We start from the raw sequence: 22121 nt of genomic DNA on the forward strand, positions 1-22121 counted from the left end.
CCGCGCTCGACGCTAGCGCGTTTTCCGCTCGCAAAAGTCTCCCAACTTTTGCGGAATTCGCTCTGAGCTCGCGCGGTGTCCGGGACTTGCGCGCCGTCGCGGCGCCCTTTCGCCAGCCTTCCTGAGATTCCCGCGCGCACTCACGTGCCTTGAGCGGCTTGAGCCTGGTCTTGAACCCCCATGAACGAAGACGCCCGTGACGCCGTCGATTATTCCTCGACGCTTTATCTGCCGCAGACGGATTTTCCAATGCGCGCCGGCCTGCCGCAGGCCGAGCCAAAACTGCTGAAGCGATGGGAGGAAATTGGTCTCGCCGAGAAGCTGCGCGAGGCCGCCGCCGGTCGCCCCAAGTTCGTGCTGCACGACGGCCCGCCCTATGCGAATGGCGCCATCCATATCGGTCACGCGCTCAACAAGATCCTCAAGGATCTGGTGACGCGCAGCCAGCGCATGTCGGCGAAGGATTGCAGCTATGTGCCGGGCTGGGACTGCCACGGCCTCCCGATCGAATGGAAGATCGAGGAGGAGAATTATCGCGCCAAGGGCAAAAAGAAGCCCGACTTCTCCGACCCCGACGCCATGATCGCCTTCCGCCGCGAATGCCGCGCCTACGCCGCGCATTGGCTCTCGGTGCAGCGCGAGGAATTCAAGCGGCTCGGCGTCGCCGGCGAGTGGGATCATCCCTATTCGACGATGGCCTTCGAGGCGGAGGCGCGCATCGCCGCGGAGATCCTGAAGTTTGCGGAAAGCGGGCTGCTCTATCGCGGCTCGAAGCCCGTCATGTGGTCGGTGGTCGAGAAGACCGCGCTGGCGGAAGCTGAGGTGGAATACGAGGACCACACGAGCGACACGGTGTGGGTGGCTTTCCCCGCTCAGGGACAGAGCTTCTCTGTGGTCATCTGGACAACGACTCCCTGGACGCTGCCGGGTAATCGGGCGATCTCCTATTCGCATAAGATCGCCTATGGGCTCTATCGCGTGACGGCTGCGCCCGAGAACAATTGGGCCAAGGTCGGGGCCGAATATGTGCTCGCCGACAAGCTCGCCGAGGAGGTCTTCAAGTCTTCGAAGGTTGAAGCCTATGAGCGTTTGCGGGACGCGCCAGCCGAGGAGCTCGCGGGCCTCACTTGCGATCATCCGCTTTCGCATCTGGGTTACAGCTTCCCGGTCCCGCTCCTCGACGGCGATCACGTCACCGACGACACGGGCACGGGCTTCGTGCACACGGCGCCGGGTCACGGCCGCGACGACTTCGACATCTGGATGGCGAGCGGACGCATGCTCGCCGAGCGCGGGATCGGGACGCGCATCCCCTATACCGTCGATGCGGACGGCTTTTACACCGAGGACGCCCCGGGCTTCGCCGGCAAGCGCGTGCTGACCGAAAAGGGCGAGAAGGGCGACGCCAATGAGGCGGTGATCGCGGCGCTCATCGCCGTCGGCAATCTGCTCGCGCGCGGGCGCCTAAAGCATCAATATCCGCACTCCTGGCGTTCCAAGAAGCCGGTGATCTTTCGCAACACGCCGCAATGGTTCATCGCGATGGATCAGCCGTTGGGCGCAACGCCGGTCGCCTCCTCCCCCCTTGCGGGGGAGGGTGAGGGTGGGGGGGCCGGAATTCACGCACAAGGCGCCGTCACCCCCCTCTCTAACTCTCCCCCACAAGGGGGGAGAGAACAGACTCGGGCCGCGGAGACAGGCCACAACGCGCCCACGCTGCGCCAGCTCGCGCTTTCGGAAATCGCTCGCACCCATTGGACGCCGGCGGCCGGCGAGAATCGCATCACCGGCATGATCGCGACGCGGCCCGATTGGGTCGTTTCGCGCCAGCGCGCCTGGGGTGTGCCGATCGCGCTCTTCGTGAAGAAGGGGACGCATGAACCGCTCGTCGACGCGCGGGTCAATGAGCGCATCGTCGAGGCCTTTCGCGTCGAGGGAGCGGACGCCTGGTTCGAGAAAGGCGCGGCGGAGCGCTTTCTCGCCCCGGAATATGATCCCGGTGATTATGAAAAAGTCGCGGACGTGCTCGACGTCTGGTTCGACTCGGGCTCCACCCACGCCTTCGTGCTGGAGGACAAGAATAGTTTTCCGACGCTCGGAAACATTCATCGCAAACGCGACGGCGGCGCCGACGAGATCATGTATCTCGAGGGCTCCGATCAGCATCGCGGCTGGTTTCACTCGTCCCTCCTCGAGAGCTGTGGCACGCGACATCGCGCGCCCTATGACGCCGTGCTCACGCATGGCTTCACGCTCGACGAGAAGGGCCGCAAGATGTCGAAATCGCTCGGCAATACGGTGGCGCCGCAAAAGGTGATCGCGGATTCCGGAGCCGACATTCTGCGGCTATGGGTCGCAAGCTGCGACTACGCCGACGACCAGCGCATCGGTCCCGAAATCCTCAAATCGGTGACCGACCATTATCGCAAGCTCCGCAACACGCTGCGCTGGATGCTGGGAACGCTCGCGCATCACGAGCCGATGCCCTCAGACCTCGACCACCCTGAGGAGCTGGAGCGCTTCATGCTGCACCGCCTCGTCGAGCTCGACGAGGCCGTCCGCGCCGCCTATGCGACCTATGACTTCAAGAGGATCGTCGCGCTGCTGACGCCCTTCATGATCAGCGATCTTTCCGCTTTCTACTTCGACATCCGCAAGGACGCGCTTTACTGCGATGCGCCGTCGTCGCCAAAGCGCAAGGCGGCGCTGGGCGTGATCGACTGGATCTTCCGCTGCGTGACGAGCTGGCTCGCGCCGATCCTCGTCTTCACGGCGGAGGAGGCGTGGCTTTCGCGCTTCAAGGACGCCGGAAGCGTGCATCTCGAGCTTTTCCCGGACATTCCTTCGCATTGGCGCGACGAGGCGCTTGCAAAGAAATGGGCCGATATTCGCGCGATCCGCAGCGTCGTGACGGGCGCGCTCGAATTGGAGCGTGCGCAAAAACGTATCGGCTCCTCCCTTGAAGCCGCGCCGATCGTGCATGTTTCGGATCCGAAGCTGCTGATGGCGCTCGACGGCGTCGACTTCGCCGAAATCTGCATCGTTTCCGACATTAAAATCGAAAGCGAGGGCGGGGCGCCGGAAGCGGCTTTCCGCTTGCCCGAGGTAAAAGGCGTCGCCGCCGTCTTCGCGCCGGCCGAAGGCGTCAAATGCGCGCGCTCATGGCGCTATTTCGATCCCAAGACCGCCGATCCGGCCTATCCCGACGTGACTCCGCGCGATGCGCAGGCGTTGCGCGAGAAGGGCAGGGCATGAGGGGAAATCGGTCGGGCGAGACGCTCAAAGCTGCGCGGAGGATCTCGGGCCGGTGAAGGTGATGCTCGCCTTTTTGGCCAATTCCCTCACGAATTTCGTGATCGGAATTCTCGTCGCCAAATATCTGGGCCCGGGCGAATACGGGCGCTTCGCCATCGCCTTCTCCATCGTGGGCGTGGTGCAGACCGCCCTCTTCGATTGGATGCGTCTCGCGGCGACGCGTTTCTATTCCGAGAAAGTGCGCGAGAACCAGCCGGTGGTGCGCGCAAGCCTGGACCTGTCCTTCGTCGTCGTGACGTGCGGGCTCGCCCTCGCCACGCTGCTCTATGCGCTCTTCGGTCCGAAGCTCGATTTCGACTCGACGCTGATCTTGCTGGCGCTGGCGATCGCCGCGGTCAATGGGCTCTTCGATTATCTGATCGCGCTGGTGCGCGCGCGCTTCGAAGACCAGCTTTTTTGGCGCCTTGTCCTCGGCAAGAACGTGCTGTCCCTTGTTCTGACAGGCGGGGGCGCCTTTCTCTTTCACTCCGCCGCGGTGGCGATGGAGGGCGTCATCGCAAGCCTCTTGGGCACGGTGATCGCCGCACGAGCCTCCTTGACCGACCGGCACGCGCAGTCTCACTTCGCGCGCCGCAACATGGCTGCGACGCTCGCCGCCTATAGCGCGCCGATCGTCGCCGCGCATCTCATCTATCAGGCGGTGCCGCTGGCGACGCGCGCGGTTGTCGCAGACGTCTTCGACTTCGCCGAGACCGGACAATTTGCGCTCGCCTTCGATCTCGGCATGCGCGCAATCCTCGCGCTTGGCTCGGCGCTCGATGTTTTGCTGTTCCAGATCGCGGTCGCCGCCCATGAGAACCACGGCGACGATGAGGCGCGTTGGCAGGTCGGACGTAACATGGCTGTGGTGCTGGCGGTGCTGCTGCCGGGCTGCGTCGGTGTCTATTTCATCATGCCGTCGATCGAGCTGCTGATCGTGCCCGGCCAGTTTCGCGGGCCCTTCGGACATTATCTCAGCTTGCTCCTGCCGGGGCTCTTCTCGATGGGCATGATCCTCTTCGCGGTCAATCCCGTCTTCCAGATCGCCAAGAAGACCGGACCGATGATCGCGGCGGCCCTCGCCGGAGCCCTCGCCGGCGTCGTTCTGTTCTTCCTCTTGCCTTGGGGTGAGGACGCCTCCAATCTCGCGCTTGCCCAATGCGGCGTCTATGTCGTCGCGCTACTCGCGACCCTCGCCTTCGCTGCTCGTGAGAAGCCGATCTGGCCGCGTTTGCGCGACCTCGGCGCAAGCGTGGCGGCGACGCTCGGCATGGCGGGAGCGCTGGCTTCCATGCAGGATCTGGCGCCCGGATTTGTGACGCTGGTCGCGCAGATCTGCGTCGGCGCATTGGCTTATGGCGCGCTGACCTTCGTTTTCGACACGGCGGGGCTCCGTGGGGAGTTGATGGGTTGGGCGAAGAGCCGCAGGCAGCCGGTCTAGAGCGAATTCTCATGTCCAAAAGTTGATCGACTCTTGCGGAATCGGCTCTAGACCACGCTGCATTCAGGCGGACTGAATGCAGAAAGCGTGATCGATTCTAGAAGTTAGAGCGCAATTTGTGCGAAAAGCCGGTTTCCACTTTTTCGCGTCGCGCCAAGTCAAAAAGTTAGAGCATGTCATGACCGGAAAACCGCTTCGCACTTTTCCGTGACATGCCCTAAGTTGCAGACGATGGCTTGTGAGCCTCGAGGAGGAGCGCATGGGGATATCCGTTCATCAATTCATTTGCCTGACCGACAATTTCGGCCTGCTCGCTCGCGACGAGGAAACGGGCGCCGTCGCTTCGATCGATGCGCCGGACGGTGAGGCGATCGCTAGGGAAGCGGGCCGCATCGGCTGGCCGTTGACGGACGTCTGGCTTACCCATCATCACCTCGACCATATCGAGGGCGTTCCCGCTTTGCGTCAGGCTTTTTCAGGACTCCGCGTCGTCGGCGCGCGCCGGGACGAGCATCGCCTAGGCCGCCTCGACCTCCTAGTTGAGGATGGCGATCATGTGATGCTCGGGAATTCCAGCGCTCGCGTCATCGACGTCTGCGGGCACACCAGAGGCCACATTGCCTATTACTTTGCGGAAGACGAGATCGTGTTCGTCGGCGACACGCTGTTCTCGCTCGGGTGCGGCAAGGTATTCGAGGGCAGCATGGCGGAGATGTATGACTCGCTTCAAAAGCTCGCCGATCTTCCCGACGAGACGCGCGTATATTGTGGCCATGAGTACACGCAGACCAATGCGCGATTCGCCCTGACCGTGGATCCGGAAAATCCCCTGCTCGCTCAGCGAGCGAAAGAGGTAGATCGGCTACGGACACAAGGATGCGCCACGCTGCCGACGACGATCGGGCTCGAGCGCGCGACCAACCCATTTCTGCGCGCGGACGATCCTTTGGTTCGGCGCGCGATCGGAATGAGCGAGGGCGAGCCGGTGCAGGTCTTCACCAAGATTCGCGAGATGAAGAGCGCTTTTCGCGGGTGAGAGCTGTCGCCTCAGTATAACGGCTGACCATCTCCAGCCTTCTCTCGGGCGCCGTGCCGCTCTTGAAACCCGTGGCTTTCTTGGGATCCGCGGCCTTCGGCGGGGCTGTGCTTTCCAGCGAGGCGTTCTGCCGCCGCCAGCGCGACGGTCGAGAAGACGAAGGTCAAATGGATGCCGATATAAAAATAGAGGTCGCGATCCGAGGTCTCGCGGACGTCGATAAAGGACTCGAGCAGTCCGATCGCCGTGATCGCGACGATCGTGCTCAAGAGCTTCATTTTCAATTGCCAGAAGTCGATATCGCCCATCCAGCTCGGCCAGGTGCTCCGGTCGTCGCTTGTGACGCGCGAGATGAAATTCTCATAGACCGAGATCGTCACAATGACGATCAGCGCGCTGGTCAGCGTGATGTCGACCAGATTTAAGACCGTCAACGCAGCATGATCGTCCTGCCCATTGGCGAGGAGAAAAACCAGGGTTAGGGCTTTCTTGGCGCCCTTGTAGATAAGGGCCAGCTGAGTCGCCGTCAGCAGCACGAGAAAGGGCGCAAGGAGCCAGCGCGTAAGGAGCAGGTAGGATTCGAACAGCCGCTTCAACATGAATCGATTGCTTTCAGCCGTTGGAAGAGTTTCTGTGGCGCCGAGAAATGGCTCAGGCGACCGTTTCCGCGAAGCCCTTGCGGATCTCAGCTTCCTTCAGCTTGCGGCCGATGAAGACAAGCCGCGTGCTGCGCTTTTCATCCTCTCGCCACGCGCGCTGCAGATCGCCGTCGAGTATCATGTGCACGCCCTGAAACACAAATTGTCGAGGCTCGTTCTTGAAGGAGACGATGCCCTTGCAACGCAGAATGTCGGGGCCGTCGCGCTGCGTCAGCTCCTCGAGCCAAGGCACGAAGCGCTCGGGATCAACGTCGCCCTCATGGCGGATCGAGACGGACTGCATGTCTTCATCATGATAGGCCTTCAGCGTCGGGCGTTCCTGCTGCTCCGCATGGCTGTGATGATGGTGATCGTGATCGTGGTGGTCGTGCCCGCAATCCGGACCGCAGGCGTGATCGTGATGGTGATCGTCGTGCGCGTGATCGCCGGCCGCGAGGAAATTTGGCTCGATTTCCATGATCCTCGAGAGGTCGAAGGCGTTGCGCTCCAGCACCGCCTCGAGCGGCACGGCCGCTTTTACCGTCCGATGAATTACGGCGTAAGGATTGATCCCACGGATGCGCGCCTCGATTTCCGACAATTCGTCGGGCGCGACGAGATCCGTTTTGTTGAGGATCACGACGTCGGCGAAGGCGATCTGATTCTTCGCCTCCGGGGCATCCTGGAGACGCGCCAGGAGAAATTTCGCGTCGGCGAGCGTCACGACGGCGTCGAGCCGCGCGGCGTCTTTCACGTCGGCGTCGACGAAGAAGGTTTGAGCGACGGGGGCGGGGTCGGCCAATCCGGTTGTCTCGACGACGATAGCGTCGAATTTGCCTCGACGGCGCATCAGGCCTTCGATGATGCGAATGAGATCGCCGCGCACGGTGCAACAGATGCAGCCGTTGTTCATTTCGAATATTTCCTCGTCCGCGCCCACGACGAGGTCGTTGTCAATGCCGATTTCTCCGAACTCGTTAACGATGACCGCGTAGCGACGGCCGTGCGGCTCGGTGAGAATGCGGTTGAGCAGAGTGGTTTTTCCGGCCCCCAGATAGCCGGTGATGACGGTGACGGGAATCTTGTCGTTCAAGTCATCTCTCCAAGGCGCCGGACGAGGAGGCGGGTCGGCGCGCCGCTCTTTATAGCGGGTTCGGAGAGAGAAACGGCGTTCGCCTCAATTTTTTTCGCACATGAAAAAAGACCCGGACGCCGCGCGGGCTCCGGGTCGGAAAGGCGGGAGCGAGAGACACCCATGTGGCGCGACCCTACGGGCGGCGCAAGCGGGCAGCAGCCTTCGGTCGGCGTGAACCGTCAAACGGCGACCCAGGAGGTGATGGCGAGCGTGATGGCGGCTGAGGCGGCCAAAATAGCGAGAATGGCGGTGGGAGCGTTCATCGACGTTTCTCGAATTGTTCAAGGGCCGGCCCTGACCCTCACGGACCAAGGCGCCGCCGCGCGTCGGGGGAATTCCCGGACCTTTTCGCGCCGCGGGGCGTAAAAAGTTGAGTCTCAAGCTTTTACGTTGCGACAAAATAACGCATGGAGTCGCCATTGAGTTCAAGGCGAAAATATGTTGCGCCGCCGAGCGCTTAAGTCGCGCGTTGCGGCCGCGCTGACGCCGTTCCTTCATACGCTTCCACCTCTTGGGTAGATATCGCGGCGCAATGACGATTTTTACATAGATCGGCCGCGCTTCAGCTGCTGGCGGACATTCCGCGCTCTCGAATGCGCGGCGAGCGCCTTGTTAAGCTCGCCTGCGTCAAAAGCCAGTCTTGACATGCGCGCTCACTTCGAACGGGCCCAAGGAGGCAACGGCGCTCGGCGTCGCGCAGGCGGTCGTCAAAGGGCGAGCCGTCGGTGCAGTCGTTGCGCAGCGTGACCTCGATTTTTCTGCGCTGCGCGACGACGTCGCGAAGCCGCGCGCTCTTCTTCGCCAGGCGCATCGCCCTTCAGGAAGCGGCAATTGAGGCCGAGAATCGCGCCCTCGCCATAGCGAGTCATGCGCTGGGAGCAGCGCGCGCCACGACGCGGCGAGCCTGTTCGCAGGCATTGCACTTCGCAGAAATGCTAAGTTTAAACAGCTGGTTAGCTCGGCAACGAAGATCTATCTTGGGCATTCCGCTCGCGCGCGTTGGCGAGTCGCGCAGCCAACTTGTTGAACGCGCGATAATGCTTATTTTTGCCACAGGAGCAAAATGCAGTTTAAGATGGCGGCAAGCCCATCTGGCGGTTCGTCTCAATGGAGGCGACGCGTTCGGCATGTCCGGGAGACAGAGGATGAATCCCAAATTGAAAAAATTCGCGCCTTGGATCCTGATCGGCGCGCTCACCGCGCTCGGGATCTATCTCGCGCTGGATCAGCGCGGGCAGCGCACATCGATCCGCGACATCACCTATAGCGAGCTGCTGATCCAAATCGACGAAGGCCGCGTTCACGACGTGACGATCTCCGGCAACGAGATCACCGGCCACTTCAACGACAACCGCAGTTTCGCGACTTATGCGCCAAACGACCCGGACCTCGTCTCGAAGCTCGAGACCAAGAAGGTGCAGATTTCGGCCAGGCCGTCGGGCGACGTGAACGGCTTCTGGATGACGCTGTTGCTCAACGCCTTGCCGCTCGTGCTGTTCATCGGCCTGTGGATTTACATGTCCCGCCAGATGCAGGGCGGCATGGGCGGCCGGGCCATGGGCTTTGGCAAGTCGAAGGCGAAGCTTCTGACGGAGTCGCAGGGCCGCGTGACCTTTGAGGACGTCGCCGGCGTCGACGAGGCCAAGGAGGATTTGCAGGAGATCGTCGAGTTCCTGCGCGATCCGCAGAAGTTCCAGCGGCTCGGCGGCCGCATTCCGCGCGGCGTGCTGCTCGTCGGTCCGCCCGGCACCGGCAAGACGCTGCTCGCGCGCGCCATTGCGGGCGAGGCGAATGTGCCCTTCTTCACGATCTCGGGCTCGGACTTCGTCGAGATGTTCGTGGGCGTCGGCGCCTCGCGCGTGCGCGACATGTTCGAGCAGGCCAAGAAGAACGCGCCCTGCATCATCTTCGTCGACGAGATCGACGCGGTGGGCCGCCATCGCGGCGCGGGGCTTGGCGGCGGCAATGACGAGCGCGAGCAGACGCTCAATCAGCTGCTCGTGGAGATGGACGGCTTCGAAGCCAATGAAGGCATCATCCTGATCGCCGCAACCAACCGTCCGGACGTGCTCGATCCGGCGCTGATGCGTCCGGGTCGCTTCGACCGTCAGATCAACGTGCCGAATCCGGACTTCATCGGCCGCGAGAAGATCCTGAAGGTTCACGCGCGCAAGGTGCCTTTGGCGCCGGACGTGGATCTGAAGGTGGTGGCGCGCGGCACGCCCGGCTTTTCGGGCGCGGATCTGATGAATCTCGTCAATGAGGCGGCGCTGCTCGCGGCGCGGCGCTCGAAGCGCATCGTGACCAAGGCCGAGTTCGAGGACTCGCGCGACAAGATCATGATGGGCGCGGAGCGGCGCACGCTGATGATGACGGATGAGGAGAAAAGCCTCACCGCCTATCACGAAGGCGGGCATGCGCTGGTGTCCCTGAACATGAAAGGCTCGGTGCCCATTCACAAGGCGACGATCATTCCGCGCGGCCGCGCGCTCGGCATGGTGCAGGGCCTGCCCGAGCGCGATCAGATCTCGCAGAGCTACGAGCAGTTCATCGCGATGCTCGCGATGGCGATGGGCGGGCGCGTCGCCGAGGAGCTCGTGTTCGGGCACGACAAGGTCACTTCGGGCGCCGCGAGCGACATTCAGCAATGCACCCGGGTCGCTCGAGCGATGGTGACGCAGCTCGGATTCTCCGACAAGCTCGGCACGGTGGCCTATGCGGATCCTCAGCAGGAGCAGTTTCTCGGCTATTCGCTCGGCCGGCAGGTCACCTTGTCGGAGGCGACTCAGCAGACGATCGACGCCGAGGTGCGCCGCCTCGTGTCGGAAGCTTACGCTACGGCGAAGCGGATCCTGTCCGAGAAGCGTGAGGACCTCGAAACCATCGCCAAGGGCCTTCTCGAATTCGAGACGCTGAGCGGCGACGAGCTGAAGGGATTGTTGAACGGCGTGCAGCCGGTGCGTGAGGATACGAGCAGCGCGCCGCCACAGCCGCCGCGCTCCTCGGCCGTTCCTTCAACCGGCCGCAAGCCCGAGCCGGACGTCGGCGGCCTGGAGCCCCATCCCGTTTGAGGACGGGCGCACTTAAGAAAAACCCGGCGCGACGCCGGGTTTTTTTCGTTGCAGGGCTCCCTCTTTTCTTTCCCGCGCGGCTGGTCTAAGCGAGATTGATCTTCATCGACGCGCGCCGCGCCGAGATCCTCTTCCACTTACCAAGACCCATGACCGGCAAAGACGGCGTTTCGGCCGACGTTCCTGCATATTTCGACGAAGCCGCCGCCGCGCGCCGGAGAATTCGGGTGCGCGCTTGGCGGCGCGGCATGCGCGAGATGGACATTCTGCTCGGGGGCTTCGCCGATGCCCGAGTCGACGCGCTTGACGCGTCGGCGCTCGCTCAGTTCGAGGCGCTTCTGGAAGCCCCAGACGACGAGGCGTTCCGCTGGTTTTGCGCCGGAGTCGCGCCCGCGCCCCATGACACGCCGCTCTTCGCCGAAATCCTCGCCTTTCACAGGGAGCGGGAGCATTGAGCGCGCTGGCCGAAAATCTCAAATCCGCGGATGCGGGGCTTTTGCGTGCGGCGCTCTCGGGTTTCGCCGCCGGCAAGAAGCTGCTCTTTGCTCGCGCGCCGGAAGGCTTCGACGCCTTCGTCGCGGGCGACCTCGCGCGCGCGCTTGCGGCGAGCGCGGAGGGTCAGGCTGCGGTCTTCGTTCATGTCGCGCGCGATGCGCAGCGTTCGGCGCAGTTTCGCGAGGCGCTGCGCTTCTGCGTGCCCTTCTGCGAAATTCTCGATCTTCCGGGCTGGGACTGTCAGCCCTATGACCGAGTCTCGCCCTCGGCCGTGGTCGCGTCGCGGCGCATGGTGGCGCTCGCGCGCCTTGCCCGCGCGAAATCCTCGGCGGCGCGGCCCCGTGTCGTCGCGACGACGATTGATTGCCTGCTTCAGCGCGCGCCGCCGCTTGCACGCGTCGCCGCCGATACGCTTTCGGCCGCGCCCGGCAACGTCGTCCGACTCGACGAGCTGACCGGCTGGCTCGAGACCAACGGCTTCACGCGCGCGACGACCGTGCAGGAGGTTGGAGAATATGCGCAGCGCGGCGGGCTGATCGATCTCTACGCGCCGACCTTGCCTGGGCCTATTCGCCTCGACTTTTTCGGCGACACGCTGGAGTCGATCCGCAGCTTCAATCCCGAGACCCAACGCACGACGGGCCAGTTGCGCTCGCTCGATCTTGTGCCGATGAGCGAGCTGCGCATTGTCACTGAGACTATGCGACGCTTCCGCCAGTCCTATACGGCGCGCTTTGGCGGCGAGACGCGCGGCGACTCGCTCTATGAGGCGATCAGCGAGGGACGCCGCCATCCCGGCGCCGAGCATTGGCTTCCGCTCTTCTATGAGCGTCTCGACACGATCTTCGATTATGTCGGCGATGCGCCGCTGCTGTTCGACGCGCGCTGCGCGGAGGCGGCGAGAGCACGTCTCGCGCAAATCGCCGATTATCACGAGGCCAGAAAGAGCGCTTTTGAGCTCGAGGGCGCGCGCTGCAATTACAAGCCGCTCGAGCCCGAGGCGCTCTATCTCTCGCAAGAAGAATGGTCCGCCCGCCTCGACGGCCGCGCGCAGGCGCGTTTCTCCGCGCAGGAGGCGCAGGCTGGCGAGCGGGACGCGCTCGATTTCGGCGCGCGCGTGGGACGCGATTTCGGGCCCGAGCGGGCGCAGACCGAAGTCAATGTGTTCGAGGTTGCGGCGGCGCATGTGCGGTCCCTAGCGGCTTCCGGCCGCAATGTCGTCATCGCCGCCTGGTCCGACGGCTCGCGCGAAAGGCTTGGCCATGTGCTTGCCGAGCATGGCCTCATCGAGCCGCCTTTCGTTTCTGACTGGCCCCAGGCGCAGAGCTTAGGGCCGGGCGCGGTGTCGCTCTCGGTGCTTGGCGTCGAGCACGGCTTCGAGACGGCCGATCTAGCGATCATCGGCGAGCAGGACATTCTCGGCGATCGTCTCGTGCGCCGCCGCCGCAAGGCGAAGCGCGCCGAGGCCCTGCTGAGCGAGGCCGCGGCGCTTTCCGCTGGCGATCTCGTCGTGCATGTCGATTACGGCATCGGGCGTTTCATCAAGATCGAGACGATCACCGCGGCGGGCTCGCCGCATGATTGTCTCGAGATCCATTATGCGGAAGGGGCCAAGCTCCACCTCCCGGTCGAGAACATCGAGCTCGTCTCGCGCTACGGCACGGAGGACGCGGAAGCTCAGCTCGATCGCCTCGGCGGCGCTGCTTGGCAGAACCGCAAGGCGCGCCTGAAAAAGCGCATTCGCGAGATGGCCAAGGGCCTCATCGCGATTGCCGCGCAACGCATGCTGCGCGCCGCCGAGAAGCTGACGCCGCCCGAAGGGCTCTACGACGAATTTTGCGCGCGTTTTCCCTATGACGAGACCGAGGATCAGGCGGCGGCGATCGACGCGACGCTCAGTGATCTCGCGGCGGGGCGGCCGATGGATCGGCTGGTGTGCGGCGACGTCGGCTTCGGCAAGACCGAGGTCGCGTTGCGAGCCGCCTTTTGCGCGGCGATCGAGGGCAAGCAGGTGGCGGTGGTCGCGCCGACGACGCTGCTCGCGCGCCAGCACTACGCCAATTTCACGCAGCGGTTCGCGGGCTTTCCCATTCGTGTCGGCCGCCTTTCGCGCATGGTCGGCGCGGCGGAGGCGCGCGAGAGCAGGCAGGCGCTCGCCGCCGGAAGCATCGATATTGTCGTCGGCACGCATGCGGTGCTCGGAAAGACCGTGAGCTTCAGGGAGCTCGGCCTCGTCATCATCGATGAGGAGCAGCATTTCGGCGTCGGCCACAAGGAGCGCTTGAAAGAGCTGCGCGCCGAGGTGCATGTGCTGACGCTCTCGGCGACGCCCATTCCGCGCACCTTGCAGCTCGCGATGACCGGCGTGCGCGAATTGTCGCTGATCGCGACGCCGCCAATCGACCGGCTGGCGGTGAGAAGCTTCGTCTCGCCCTTCGACCCGCTCATCGTTCGTGAAGCCTTGCTGAGAGAGCGCTTCCGCGGCGGCCAGGCCTTTTTCGTGTGCCCGCGCATCGAGGACCTCGAAGAGGCTGCAGCCTTTCTGCGCGAGAATGCGCCGGAGGCGAAATTCGTCGTCGCGCACGGCCAGATGCCGCCGAGCGAGCTCGAAGAGAAGATGTCCGCCTTCTACGACGGCAAATACGACATCCTGCTTTCGACGAGCATCGTCGAATCCGGTCTCGACATTCCCAACGCAAACACTTTGATCGTCTGGCGCGCCGACATGTTCGGCTTGGCCCAGCTTTATCAGCTGCGCGGCCGCGTGGGCCGCGGCAAGACGCGAGCCTATGCGCTGTTCACGACGCCGGCGAACCGCACGATCACGCCGCAGGCGCAAAAGCGTCTCGACGTGCTGCAGTCGCTCGACACCCTCGGCGCCGGCTTCCAGCTCGCAAGCCATGACCTCGATCTGCGCGGCGCCGGCAATCTCCTCGGCGACGAGCAATCCGGCCACATCAAGGAGGTCGGCTACGAGCTTTATCAGCAGATGCTCGCCGACCAGATTGCGCTTCTGAAGGCGGGCGTCGAGGAACCGCTGGAGGAGGTCTGGTCGCCGACGATCTCCGTGGGCGCGCCGGTGACGATCCCAGAGGATTATGTCCCCGATCTGACCTTGCGCCTGCAGCTCTATCGGCGTCTCTCGACGCTCGAGACCGACGCCGACATCGAAAGCTTCGCAGCCGAAATGGTTGATCGCTTCGGCAAGGCGCCGCCGGAGGTCGAGCTGCTATTCAGGATCGTCGCGATCAAGGCGCTCTGCCGCCGCGCCCATATCGAAAAAATCGACGCCGGGCCCAAGGGCGTCACGCTCTCGTTCAAGGACAATCTCTTCGCGGATCCGGCGGGGCTCGTGCGATTCATCGGCGAGCAGGGGTCGCGCGCCAAGGTGCGGCCGGATCAGAAGATCGTGTTCACTGGCGACTTCCAGTCCTTGAAGGACCGGCTCGCCGGGGTCAGGCACATTCTGCGCGCGCTCGTCGCGATCGCCGAGAAGAAAAGAAAATAGCGAGAGCGTTGCCGGCTCAGCGCGGATGCATCGCAACCTTGGCGCCCGCGGCATGCTGGGCCTTGGAGATCGTCACGGCGGGAGCCGGCTTGGCGGCGGCGTCGAGACCATCATCTGGCGCTGCCGGCTCGCTAGCGGTCCGCGCAGTGACCGCCGCGACCATCTTGGAGACCAGCACGTCACGCACATTGGCGCCTTCCGCCGTGAGGATGACTTTGTAACAGCGCAGCGGCGCCCCCAGCTGTTTGGCGGGAGCATATTTGTCGCCCGTTCGGATACGCCAATCGACGCGGCTCTTGGTCTCCGGGTCGTCCTCGATCGTGGCCAGTTTTAAATCGTGAAGGCGATCGTCGAGCGTGGCGGCTTCCTCGGCCTTCCAATCTTGCGTGTCGTATTTGCAGAGGTCCTTGAGACTTTCGACAAAGATGAGGCGCTTCATCAAGGGCGCATTCAATTGTCTGATGTCCCGAGCGATCTTACGGCTCGTCTCGCTCGTGAGGTCGTTTTGATCGATATCGAACAGGCGTTCCGCCGCGCGGATGTCCTGCGCGTCGAAGGTGAGGTCCGCGCCGGCGAGCTTCAGCTCGTGCAAAGAGTCGAAGCGGTCGGCGAGATAGCTCACGATCGGCTGGATGTTGAGGGCCGAGTAGAGGATCACTGCGGCGAAAACGAGAGTGCAGAGGCAACGATTGACGAGCGACGAAAGCTCCTTGATGGATTGCATGTTCATTTCCCCCTCCCCGAGCCGAATAGGTCTCGGCGACTTCCAGGGTTAAAATTCCCTTAAATTTGTCGCGGGTCCGTGCGCCGTCGCTCCTATCGACGGGTTTGCTCATTTTCCCGATGAGCTTGGGCTGGTCATGTGCTCTGCTTCACGCGGCTTCAAAGCGCGCTGTGAAGTGGCGCAGGAATGGCGCCTGCTGAACAATGTGATGCGGGCGAATCCGGTCGCGCGTGCGCCAGACAGCGTCAATTACCTCGATCACATAGTCGAAGTGGCTCTGCGTGTAGACGCGACGGGGCAGGGCGAGCCGCACCAGCTCATGCGCCGCCGGCTCTTCGTCACCTCCCGGCCGCGCCTTCCCGAACATGACGCTGCCGAGCTCGACCGCGCGAACGCCGCCTTCCAGGTAGAGGGCGTTGACGAGGCCGATCCCCGGATAATCTCGCGGCGAGAGATGGCTGCAAAAGGCGGCGGCGTCGATGAACACCGCGTGACCGCCCGGCGGCCGAACGAGAGGCACGCCTCGCTCCATGAGCCTTCGAGCGAGATAGTCCACGGTGGCGTGGCGATAGCGCTGGTAGTCCTCGTCGAGCGCCTCCATCAGCCCGACGGCGATCGCCTCGAGATCGCGTCCGGCCAAGCCGCCGTAAGTCGGGAAACCCTCGGTAAGGATCAGGAGATTGCGGAAGTCTTCCGCCCATTGATCGTCGTGGCAGCCGAAAAATCCGCCGATATTGGCCAGCCCGTCCTTCTTCGCGCTCATCGTCGCGCCATCGGCGAAGGAAAACATCGCGCGAGCGATTTCGATGAGGCTCTTGTCGCTCCAGCCGGCCTCGTGGCGTTTGATGAAATAGGCGTTCTCGGCGAAGCGGCAGGCGTCGAGAATGAGCGGAACGCCGTGTTTCTTCAAGAGTTGCTTCGCGTCGCGGATGTTTTGCATCGACACGGGCTGTCCGCCGCCGGAATTGTTCGTGACGGTGATCATGCAGAAGGGGATTTTCTGCGCGCCCTCGGTCTCGATCAGACGCTCCAGCGCAAAGAGGTCGATGTCGCCCTTGAAGCGCTGCTCGGAATAAAGGTCGCGGCCCTCTCGCGTCAGCAGATCGACCGCCTGGGCGCCCACATATTCGATGTTGGCGCGCGTCGTGTCGAAGTGGCTGTTGTTGGGGACGATTTCCTTCGCCTTGAGACGCGTCGCAGCGAGGATGCGTTCGGCCGCGCGTCCTTGATGCGTCGGGAAGATGTGCTTAAATCCAGTGATGTCGCGCACGACGCGCTCGAAATTGCGCCAGGAGCGGCTTCCGGCGTAGCTCTCATCACCCAGCATTAGCGCCGCCCACTGCCGATCCGACATGGCGCCCGTGCCGCTGTCGGTCAAAAGATCAATCGTCACATCCTCGGCCGCGAGCAGGAAGACATTGTTGTGCGCGAAGGCAAGCCGAGCCGCGCGCGCTTCGCGCGTCGTCAGCGGCAAGGCTTCTGTCATCTTAATTCGGAATGGCTCGATGATCGTGCGCAACTTGCGACTCCTGCGCGCGGACTTCGAGACCGGCTCCGCCGCCGAGCGGAGCAGGGCCGGCACGGCGAACCCCCGCGATAGATTACCTTGGCGGGCTGTTCGCAGCGTCAAGCTCCATTTGCGATGGGTTCGGAGGTTTCTCCGGCGCGACTGCGCTGGCGGGAGAAAAGGCTGTTGAAGAAGCGGGCGATCGATCTATCTGCCGGGCTGAATCTTTAACGCTCGGAGCGCCGCCTGTGACCTTTGAACGCTTTTGCCTGCGGCGGGCCGCCGCGCCGCTTTTCATCTTAGCCATCCTCTCGCTTCCGGGCGCACAACGCTCTTTCGCGGCGGACCGCTCGCCCGCCGCCGGGCGGTTCGCGATCCTCGACGCAAAGGCGGAGGCGGGACTCGAGCCGCGCGTCGAATTTCAGGAGTGGGCGACGCCAACCCCAGGCGAGCATCCGCATGATCCGCTCGCCACGCCCGACGGGGCGATTTGGTACACGGGGCAGAAGGCCAACCTGCTCGGACGCGTCGACCCGAGCAACGGCAAGATCAAGGAATTTCCCCTGCCAATTCGCGATTCCGGACCGCATGGACTGGTCTCGGACAAGGATGGGGCGATTTGGTTCACTGCGCAAAGCGGGGGCTATGTCGGTCGGCTGGATCCCAAGACCGGCCAGGTGCGCGAATATTTCCCCAAAGACGCGCGGAAAATCGACCCGCATACGCCCATCTTCGATGCGAGCGGCGCGCTGTGGTTCACGGCGCAATCCGCCAATCTGATCGGCCGGCTCGATCCGGCGAAGGGCGAGATGGAGCTACTGCAGTCGCCGACGAAGGATTCGCTTCCCTATGGCGTCGTCATGGGCGCTGACGGGTCGCTCTATGTCGCCGAATTTGGCGCCAACAAGATCGCGCGGATCGATCCCGCCACGCGGCGCATCCAGGAATTCGGATTGCCGGACGAGGACGCGCGGCCGCGCCGCATCGCCGCGACCAGCGACGGCTTCATCTGGTACACGGATTTTACGCGCGGTCGGCTGGGACGCTTGAATCCCAAGACCGGGGAGGTCGTCGATTGGGAGTCGCCCGGCGGCCCGCAATCTGGGCCCTACGCCATCGCAGTTCTCGACGGAGAGGTCTGGTACGCCGAGACCGGCGCCGAGCAGAACATGCTGGTTCGCTTCGATCCCACGAGCCAGCGCTTCGAGAGCTGGCCGATCCCGGGAGGGGGCGGCGTCGTGCGCAACATGACGGCGACGCCGGGCGGCAGTCTCGCTCTCGCGCTTAGCGGCGTGGATCGAATCGCACAGGTCGCGATCGTCCGTCCGGGGCTGGACTCAGCGCCAAGGCCTCGTCAATAAACTTCGTCGAAGGCGGCCGGTGAAACCGGCCTTTGGCGGAGGATGCTTTCGCTAGAATGAGCGCCCCGGAAACGGCTTCCGTTCTTATCGTCTCGTCCGGATTCCTGCACGCGATTGTCAATTCGCTGCTCAAGGCCGGCAAGGACAAGCTTTCCGGAAGAGCGCTGATCGACGGCTTCAGCGCCCTGCTCGTCGCGCCGCTCGCCCTGGTCACACCCTTCCCGACCGGGGCGTGGAACTGGCTGGCGCTGGCCTGGGTCGTGCGGCTCTTCTATCTCGTGAGCCTCGTCAACGCCTTCCAGCATCTCGACTTGCTCGTCGCCTATCCGATCGCGCGCGGCGTGGCGCCTCTGCTTGCAGCAGCGGCAGCCGTCGCTTTCTTCAATGAGCCGATCTCGGGCGCGGTGCTTTGCGGCGCGCTGCTCGTCAGCTTCGGCATTCTCGCCATCGGCGGCGCCCGCGGCGTGGACCGCCGCGCGCTCGGCTGGAGCCTTCTCAACGGCGGCTGCGTCGCGCTCTACACCGTGATCGACGCGCAGGGCGTGCGCGCCGCGCCCTCGGCGGAAAGCTACATCGTCTGGACGTTCATCGGGCTCGGCTGTGGCGTGTCCGCGGTCTTCGCGCTATGGCGCGGCCCCGCGTTCCTGGTCGCTGCGGTCGAGCAATGGCGCCCGGGGCTGGTCGCGGGAGCGCTCTCCGTTCTCAGCTATGGCGCCGCCTTGGCGGCTTTTCGTCTCGGCGCGACGCCGCGACTGGCTTCCCTGCGCGAGAGCTCGATTCTCTTTGCGACCCTGATCGCGGTCGTGTTTCTCGGCGAGAGGCTGACGAGGGCTCGCGCGTTCGGCATTGGCGCGATCGCTGCGGGCGCTGCGACCCTGCTGTTTCTGCGCTGAGGGATGACGGCGCTGACGAAAGAGATAAACGTCAGCAAAACTCTAGGATCATTTATCGCGACGCGGACGCGCTTCGCTTCCTGGCGTCAGAACTGCATTGAATCGTCGTCCAATCGGCATAAGTGCAGTTCGAGGAGGGACAGAGAGCCCATGATGAACGATATGAAGGCTTTTCCCGTCACCCGCACCGACGAGGAATGGCGCGCGCGGTTGACGCCGGAGCAATATCAGGTGATGCGGCGCCACGGCACCGAGCCGCCGGGAAGTTGCGCGCTCAACCACGAGAAGCGCCTGGGCGTCTTTTCTTGCGCCGGCTGCGACCAGCCGCTCTTCGTCTCGGGCCGCAAGTTCGAAAGCGGCACCGGCTGGCCGAGCTTTTTCGAGCCGCTTCAAGGAGCCATCGAGACGAGCCTTGACGAGAGCTATTTCATGCGCCGCATCGAGGCGCATTGCAGCCGCTGCGGCTCGCATCTCGGCCATGTCTTCCATGATGGGCCGCCGCCGACCGGCTTGCGCTATTGCATCAATGGAGTCGCGCTGAACTTCGCTCCCCAGTAAGCGCTGCTGCAGCAAAATTTTCGACTGCGGCAAGGCGCCGCACGGCGGTGGGCCGGGCCCTGTCTGCGGGGATGGGCGCGCCTCTGCAATGAGACGCGGAACGTATTTGCGCTGGCGGCGCGCTCCCCGCCTGTTGGTTTTCAGTCCACGAGGCGGGCGAGCAAGAAACGCCCCAGACGCAGGGCTATCACCCGCGCAGGTGAACGGCGCCCGTTACCGCCTATGAGGGTAGGGAGAGGATAGGCATGGGCGCCTATTCGAATTGCTTTGCGGATTTCCTGTTCGTCTCGTCGCTCGAGCGGGACGACGTCGGAAAGCGCTCCGTTCAAGCCTGAACGCGCGTAAATTTCCCGATATTTCCGCTTGACGCGGCGTCTCTTGCTCCCGCATAGGGGCGCTCAAGAACAACGAAGCAGGCGCGCGCGAGCCGGCCGGACGCGACGGGTCTTTTTGTGGCTTGACGCGACTTCCTGTCGCTTGATGACCGTTGGATAAAATTCTAGGGTCGCTGCAATAAGGCCGACGACGCATTGATCGTCGGCGCGGCTGCCGTCGGGGGCGGAAGCCAGGCGCATCACGCGTTTTACGCCCTTCCTTCTCCGGCGCGTCGCTTAAGAGCGCCGGCAAAGAGCGCTTTTGAACACGGCGAGACCGCCCGCGCGGCTCGCGAAGGGAGAGACGGATTATGACGACGGCAACGCCGGCGCCGAGCGCGAGCGGGAAGAACAACCAACATATTTCGCCCAAGTCCGACATCGAGATTTCCCAGGCCGCCAAAATGCGGCCCATCCTCGACGTGGCGCGCGAAAAGCTCGGCATTCCCGCCGAGCACGTTCAGCCCTACGGGCATTACAAGGGCAAGATTGCGCTCGATTACCTCGAGCAGCTCGAATCGAAGCCCGACGGCAAGTTGATCCTCGTCACCGCGATCACGCCCACGCCTGCGGGCGAAGGCAAGACGACGACGACAGTCGGGCTGACGGACGGCTTGAACTTCATCGGCAAGAAGGCGCTCTGCTGCCTGCGCGAGCCCTCGCTCGGACCCTGCTTCGGCGTCAAGGGCGGCGCGGCCGGCGGCGGCTACGCCCAGGTCGTGCCGATGGAGGACATCAACCTCCATTTCACCGGCGACTTCCACGCGATCGGCGCGGCCAACAACCTTCTCGCCGCGCTCGTCGACAACCACATCTATTGGGGCAACTCGCTCGGTCTCGACACCCGCCGCATCTCCTGGCGGCGCGTCGTTGATATGAACGACCGCGCGTTGCGGTCGATCGTCTCCTCGCTCGGCGGGGTCTCCAACGGATTTTCGCGCGAAGACGGGTTCGACATCACGGTCGCCTCCGAGGTCATGGCGATCTTTTGCCTCGCCTCAAGTTTTGCGGACCTGCAGAAGCGCCTCGGCAACATCGTCGTCGGCCAGACGCGCGAGAAAAAGAACATTCGCTCCTCTGAGATCAAGGCGGCGGGCTCGATGGCCGCGCTTTTGAAGGACGCGATCGCGCCCAATCTCGTGCAGACGCTCGAGAACAATCCGGCGATCATCCATGGCGGTCCCTTCGCCAACATCGCCCATGGCTGCAATTCGGTCATCGCGACCAAGGCCGGCCTCAAGCTCGCCGATTACGTCGTGACCGAAGCGGGCTTCGGCGCGGATCTGGGCGCGGAAAAATTCTTCGACATCAAGTGTCGCAAGGCGGGTCTGAAGCCCGATCTCACCGTGATCGTCGCCACGATCCGCGCGCTGAAGATGCACGGCGGAGTCGCCAAGGACGATCTCAAAACCGAGAACGTCGCCGCGCTCGAGGCCGGCTTCTCGAACCTCAAGCGCCACATCGGCAATGTTAAGAAGTTCGGCGTGCCGGTGCTCGTCACCGTCAACAAATTCTCCTCGGACACGCCGGCGGAGATGGCGGCGCTGGAGAAGCTCTGCAAGGCCGAGGGCGTCGACTGCGTCGTGGCCGACAATTGGGGCTCGGGTGGTGAAGGCGCTGCGGAGCTCGCCCGCTATGCAGTTGCGACGATCGAGAAACAACCCTCGAACTTCAAGCCGCTCTATGCCGACGATCTGCCGCTCGTCGAGAAGCTGCGCACGATTGCGCGCGAGCTTTACGGCGCTGCCGACATTTCCTACGACTCCGCCATCAAGTCGCGCTTCGCGGAACTCGAGAAGGAAGGCTTCGGCCATTTCCCGGTCTGCGTCGCGAAAACGCAGTACAGCTTCTCGACAGACGCGAATGCGAAGGGCGCGCCCTCGGGTCACGTGATCCCGGTGCGCGAGCTCCGCCTCTCGGCGGGAGCCGAGTTCGTCGTCGCGGTATGCGGCGACATCATGACCATGCCGGGCCTGCCCAAGGTTCCGGCGGCCAACAATATCGAAGTTGGGCCGGACGGGCGCATCCAGGGCCTGTTCTGATCCAAGACACGATGCACGGCCACTGCGCGCCAAGGGCTCAAAGC

The 22121-nt window shown here is 63.7% G+C and carries 14 protein-coding genes; 10 read left to right on the forward strand and 4 right to left on the reverse strand.

Features of this window, described 5'->3' with window-relative positions:
- The first annotated feature begins 180 nt into the window (after positions 1-180).
- The 3 genes from ileS (at position 181) to gloB (ending at position 5771) form a co-directional block, all read left to right on the forward strand.
- A complete protein-coding gene (gene ileS, locus QMG80_RS10110) occupies positions 181-3255 on the forward strand; it encodes an isoleucine--tRNA ligase (RefSeq protein ID WP_085772703.1) in 3075 nt (1024 codons plus the stop codon).
- 61 nt (positions 3256-3316) lie between these two features.
- Entirely contained in the window at positions 3317-4735 is a 1419-nt protein-coding gene (locus tag QMG80_RS10115; protein ID WP_245300276.1) for a lipopolysaccharide biosynthesis protein, read from the forward strand.
- A 259-nt stretch (positions 4736-4994) separates the two neighbouring features.
- Entirely contained in the window at positions 4995-5771 is a 777-nt protein-coding gene (gene gloB, locus QMG80_RS10120) for a hydroxyacylglutathione hydrolase (protein WP_085772705.1), read from the forward strand.
- 11 nt (positions 5772-5782) lie between these two features.
- Here gloB and QMG80_RS10125 read toward each other — a convergent pair whose 3' ends face one another.
- Together QMG80_RS10125 and QMG80_RS10130 are read right to left on the reverse strand one after the other, a co-directional pair.
- Positions 5783-6370 (reverse strand): YqhA family protein, encoded by a 588-nt coding sequence (locus QMG80_RS10125; protein WP_085772706.1) that lies wholly within the window; start codon positions 6368-6370, stop codon positions 5783-5785.
- A 52-nt stretch (positions 6371-6422) separates the two neighbouring features.
- A complete protein-coding gene (locus QMG80_RS10130) occupies positions 6423-7502 on the reverse strand; it encodes a CobW family GTP-binding protein (RefSeq protein WP_085772707.1) in 1080 nt (359 codons plus the stop codon).
- Between the two features lie 1187 nt (positions 7503-8689).
- Between QMG80_RS10130 and ftsH the strand changes: the two genes are divergently transcribed.
- The 3 genes from ftsH to mfd all read left to right on the forward strand — a co-directional run bounded on the left by ftsH (position 8690) and on the right by mfd (position 14618).
- Positions 8690-10615: an ATP-dependent zinc metalloprotease FtsH gene (gene ftsH, locus QMG80_RS10135; protein WP_085772710.1), complete on the forward strand. Its 1926-nt coding sequence runs from the start codon at positions 8690-8692 to the stop codon at positions 10613-10615.
- Between the two features lie 149 nt (positions 10616-10764).
- On the forward strand, positions 10765-11070 hold the full coding sequence (locus tag QMG80_RS10140; RefSeq protein WP_085773805.1) for an FAD assembly factor SdhE: 306 nt from the start codon (positions 10765-10767) through the stop codon (positions 11068-11070).
- Positions 11067-14618 carry a transcription-repair coupling factor gene (gene mfd / locus QMG80_RS10145; RefSeq protein WP_085772711.1) on the forward strand — a complete coding sequence of 1184 codons (3552 nt, stop codon included), beginning with the start codon at positions 11067-11069 and terminating at the stop codon, positions 14616-14618. Before QMG80_RS10140 ends, mfd begins: the two co-directional genes overlap by 4 nt.
- Before the next feature lie 16 nt (positions 14619-14634).
- Here the strand turns inward: mfd and QMG80_RS10150 are convergent, their stop codons facing one another.
- A complete protein-coding gene (locus QMG80_RS10150; protein WP_158658833.1) occupies positions 14635-15348 on the reverse strand; it encodes a hypothetical protein in 714 nt (237 codons plus the stop codon).
- A 142-nt stretch (positions 15349-15490) separates the two neighbouring features.
- Complete coding sequence (locus QMG80_RS10155; protein WP_432806976.1) at positions 15491-16924, reverse strand: tryptophanase; 1434 nt, start codon at positions 16922-16924, stop codon at positions 15491-15493.
- Between the two features lie 173 nt (positions 16925-17097).
- Here QMG80_RS10155 and QMG80_RS10160 point away from each other — a divergent pair, with 173 nt between their 5' ends.
- The 4 genes from QMG80_RS10160 to QMG80_RS10175 all read left to right on the forward strand — a co-directional run bounded on the left by QMG80_RS10160 (position 17098) and on the right by QMG80_RS10175 (position 22077).
- Positions 17098-18210 carry a Vgb family protein gene (locus tag QMG80_RS10160; protein WP_085772713.1) on the forward strand — a complete coding sequence of 371 codons (1113 nt, stop codon included), beginning with the start codon at positions 17098-17100 and terminating at the stop codon, positions 18208-18210.
- Between the two features lie 56 nt (positions 18211-18266).
- Positions 18267-19103 carry a DMT family transporter gene (locus QMG80_RS10165; RefSeq protein WP_085772714.1) on the forward strand — a complete coding sequence of 279 codons (837 nt, stop codon included), beginning with the start codon at positions 18267-18269 and terminating at the stop codon, positions 19101-19103.
- Positions 19104-19256: 153 nt separating this feature from the next.
- Positions 19257-19661 (forward strand): peptide-methionine (R)-S-oxide reductase MsrB, encoded by a 405-nt coding sequence (msrB, locus tag QMG80_RS10170; RefSeq protein ID WP_085773807.1) that lies wholly within the window; start codon positions 19257-19259, stop codon positions 19659-19661.
- 685 nt (positions 19662-20346) lie between these two features.
- Complete coding sequence (locus QMG80_RS10175; protein WP_085772715.1) at positions 20347-22077, forward strand: formate--tetrahydrofolate ligase; 1731 nt, start codon at positions 20347-20349, stop codon at positions 22075-22077.
- Positions 22078-22121: the final 44 nt, after the last annotated feature.

The sequence above is a fragment of the Methylocystis bryophila genome, assembly GCF_027925445.1.
Lineage (GTDB): Bacteria > Pseudomonadota > Alphaproteobacteria > Rhizobiales > Beijerinckiaceae > Methylocystis > Methylocystis bryophila.

Excerpts from the sequence above, each read along its gene's own strand:
- QMG80_RS10165 (WP_085772714.1), top strand. The coding sequence starts at position 18,267 with ATGAGCGCCCCGGAAACGGCTTCCGTTCTTATCGTCTCGTCCGGATTC.
- QMG80_RS10150 (WP_158658833.1), bottom strand. The coding sequence starts at position 15,348 with ATGAACATGCAATCCATCAAGGAGCTTTCGTCGCTCGTCAATCGTTGC.
- QMG80_RS10125 (WP_085772706.1), bottom strand. The coding sequence starts at position 6,370 with ATGTTGAAGCGGCTGTTCGAATCCTACCTGCTCCTTACGCGCTGGCTC.
- ileS (WP_085772703.1), top strand. The coding sequence starts at position 181 with ATGAACGAAGACGCCCGTGACGCCGTCGATTATTCCTCGACGCTTTAT.
- gloB (WP_085772705.1), top strand. The coding sequence starts at position 4,995 with ATGGGGATATCCGTTCATCAATTCATTTGCCTGACCGACAATTTCGGC.
- ftsH (WP_085772710.1), top strand. The coding sequence starts at position 8,690 with ATGAATCCCAAATTGAAAAAATTCGCGCCTTGGATCCTGATCGGCGCG.
- QMG80_RS10175 (WP_085772715.1), top strand. The coding sequence starts at position 20,347 with ATGACGACGGCAACGCCGGCGCCGAGCGCGAGCGGGAAGAACAACCAA.
- msrB (WP_085773807.1), top strand. The coding sequence starts at position 19,257 with ATGAACGATATGAAGGCTTTTCCCGTCACCCGCACCGACGAGGAATGG.
- QMG80_RS10115 (WP_245300276.1), top strand. The coding sequence starts at position 3,317 with ATGCTCGCCTTTTTGGCCAATTCCCTCACGAATTTCGTGATCGGAATT.
- QMG80_RS10140 (WP_085773805.1), top strand. The coding sequence starts at position 10,765 with ATGACCGGCAAAGACGGCGTTTCGGCCGACGTTCCTGCATATTTCGAC.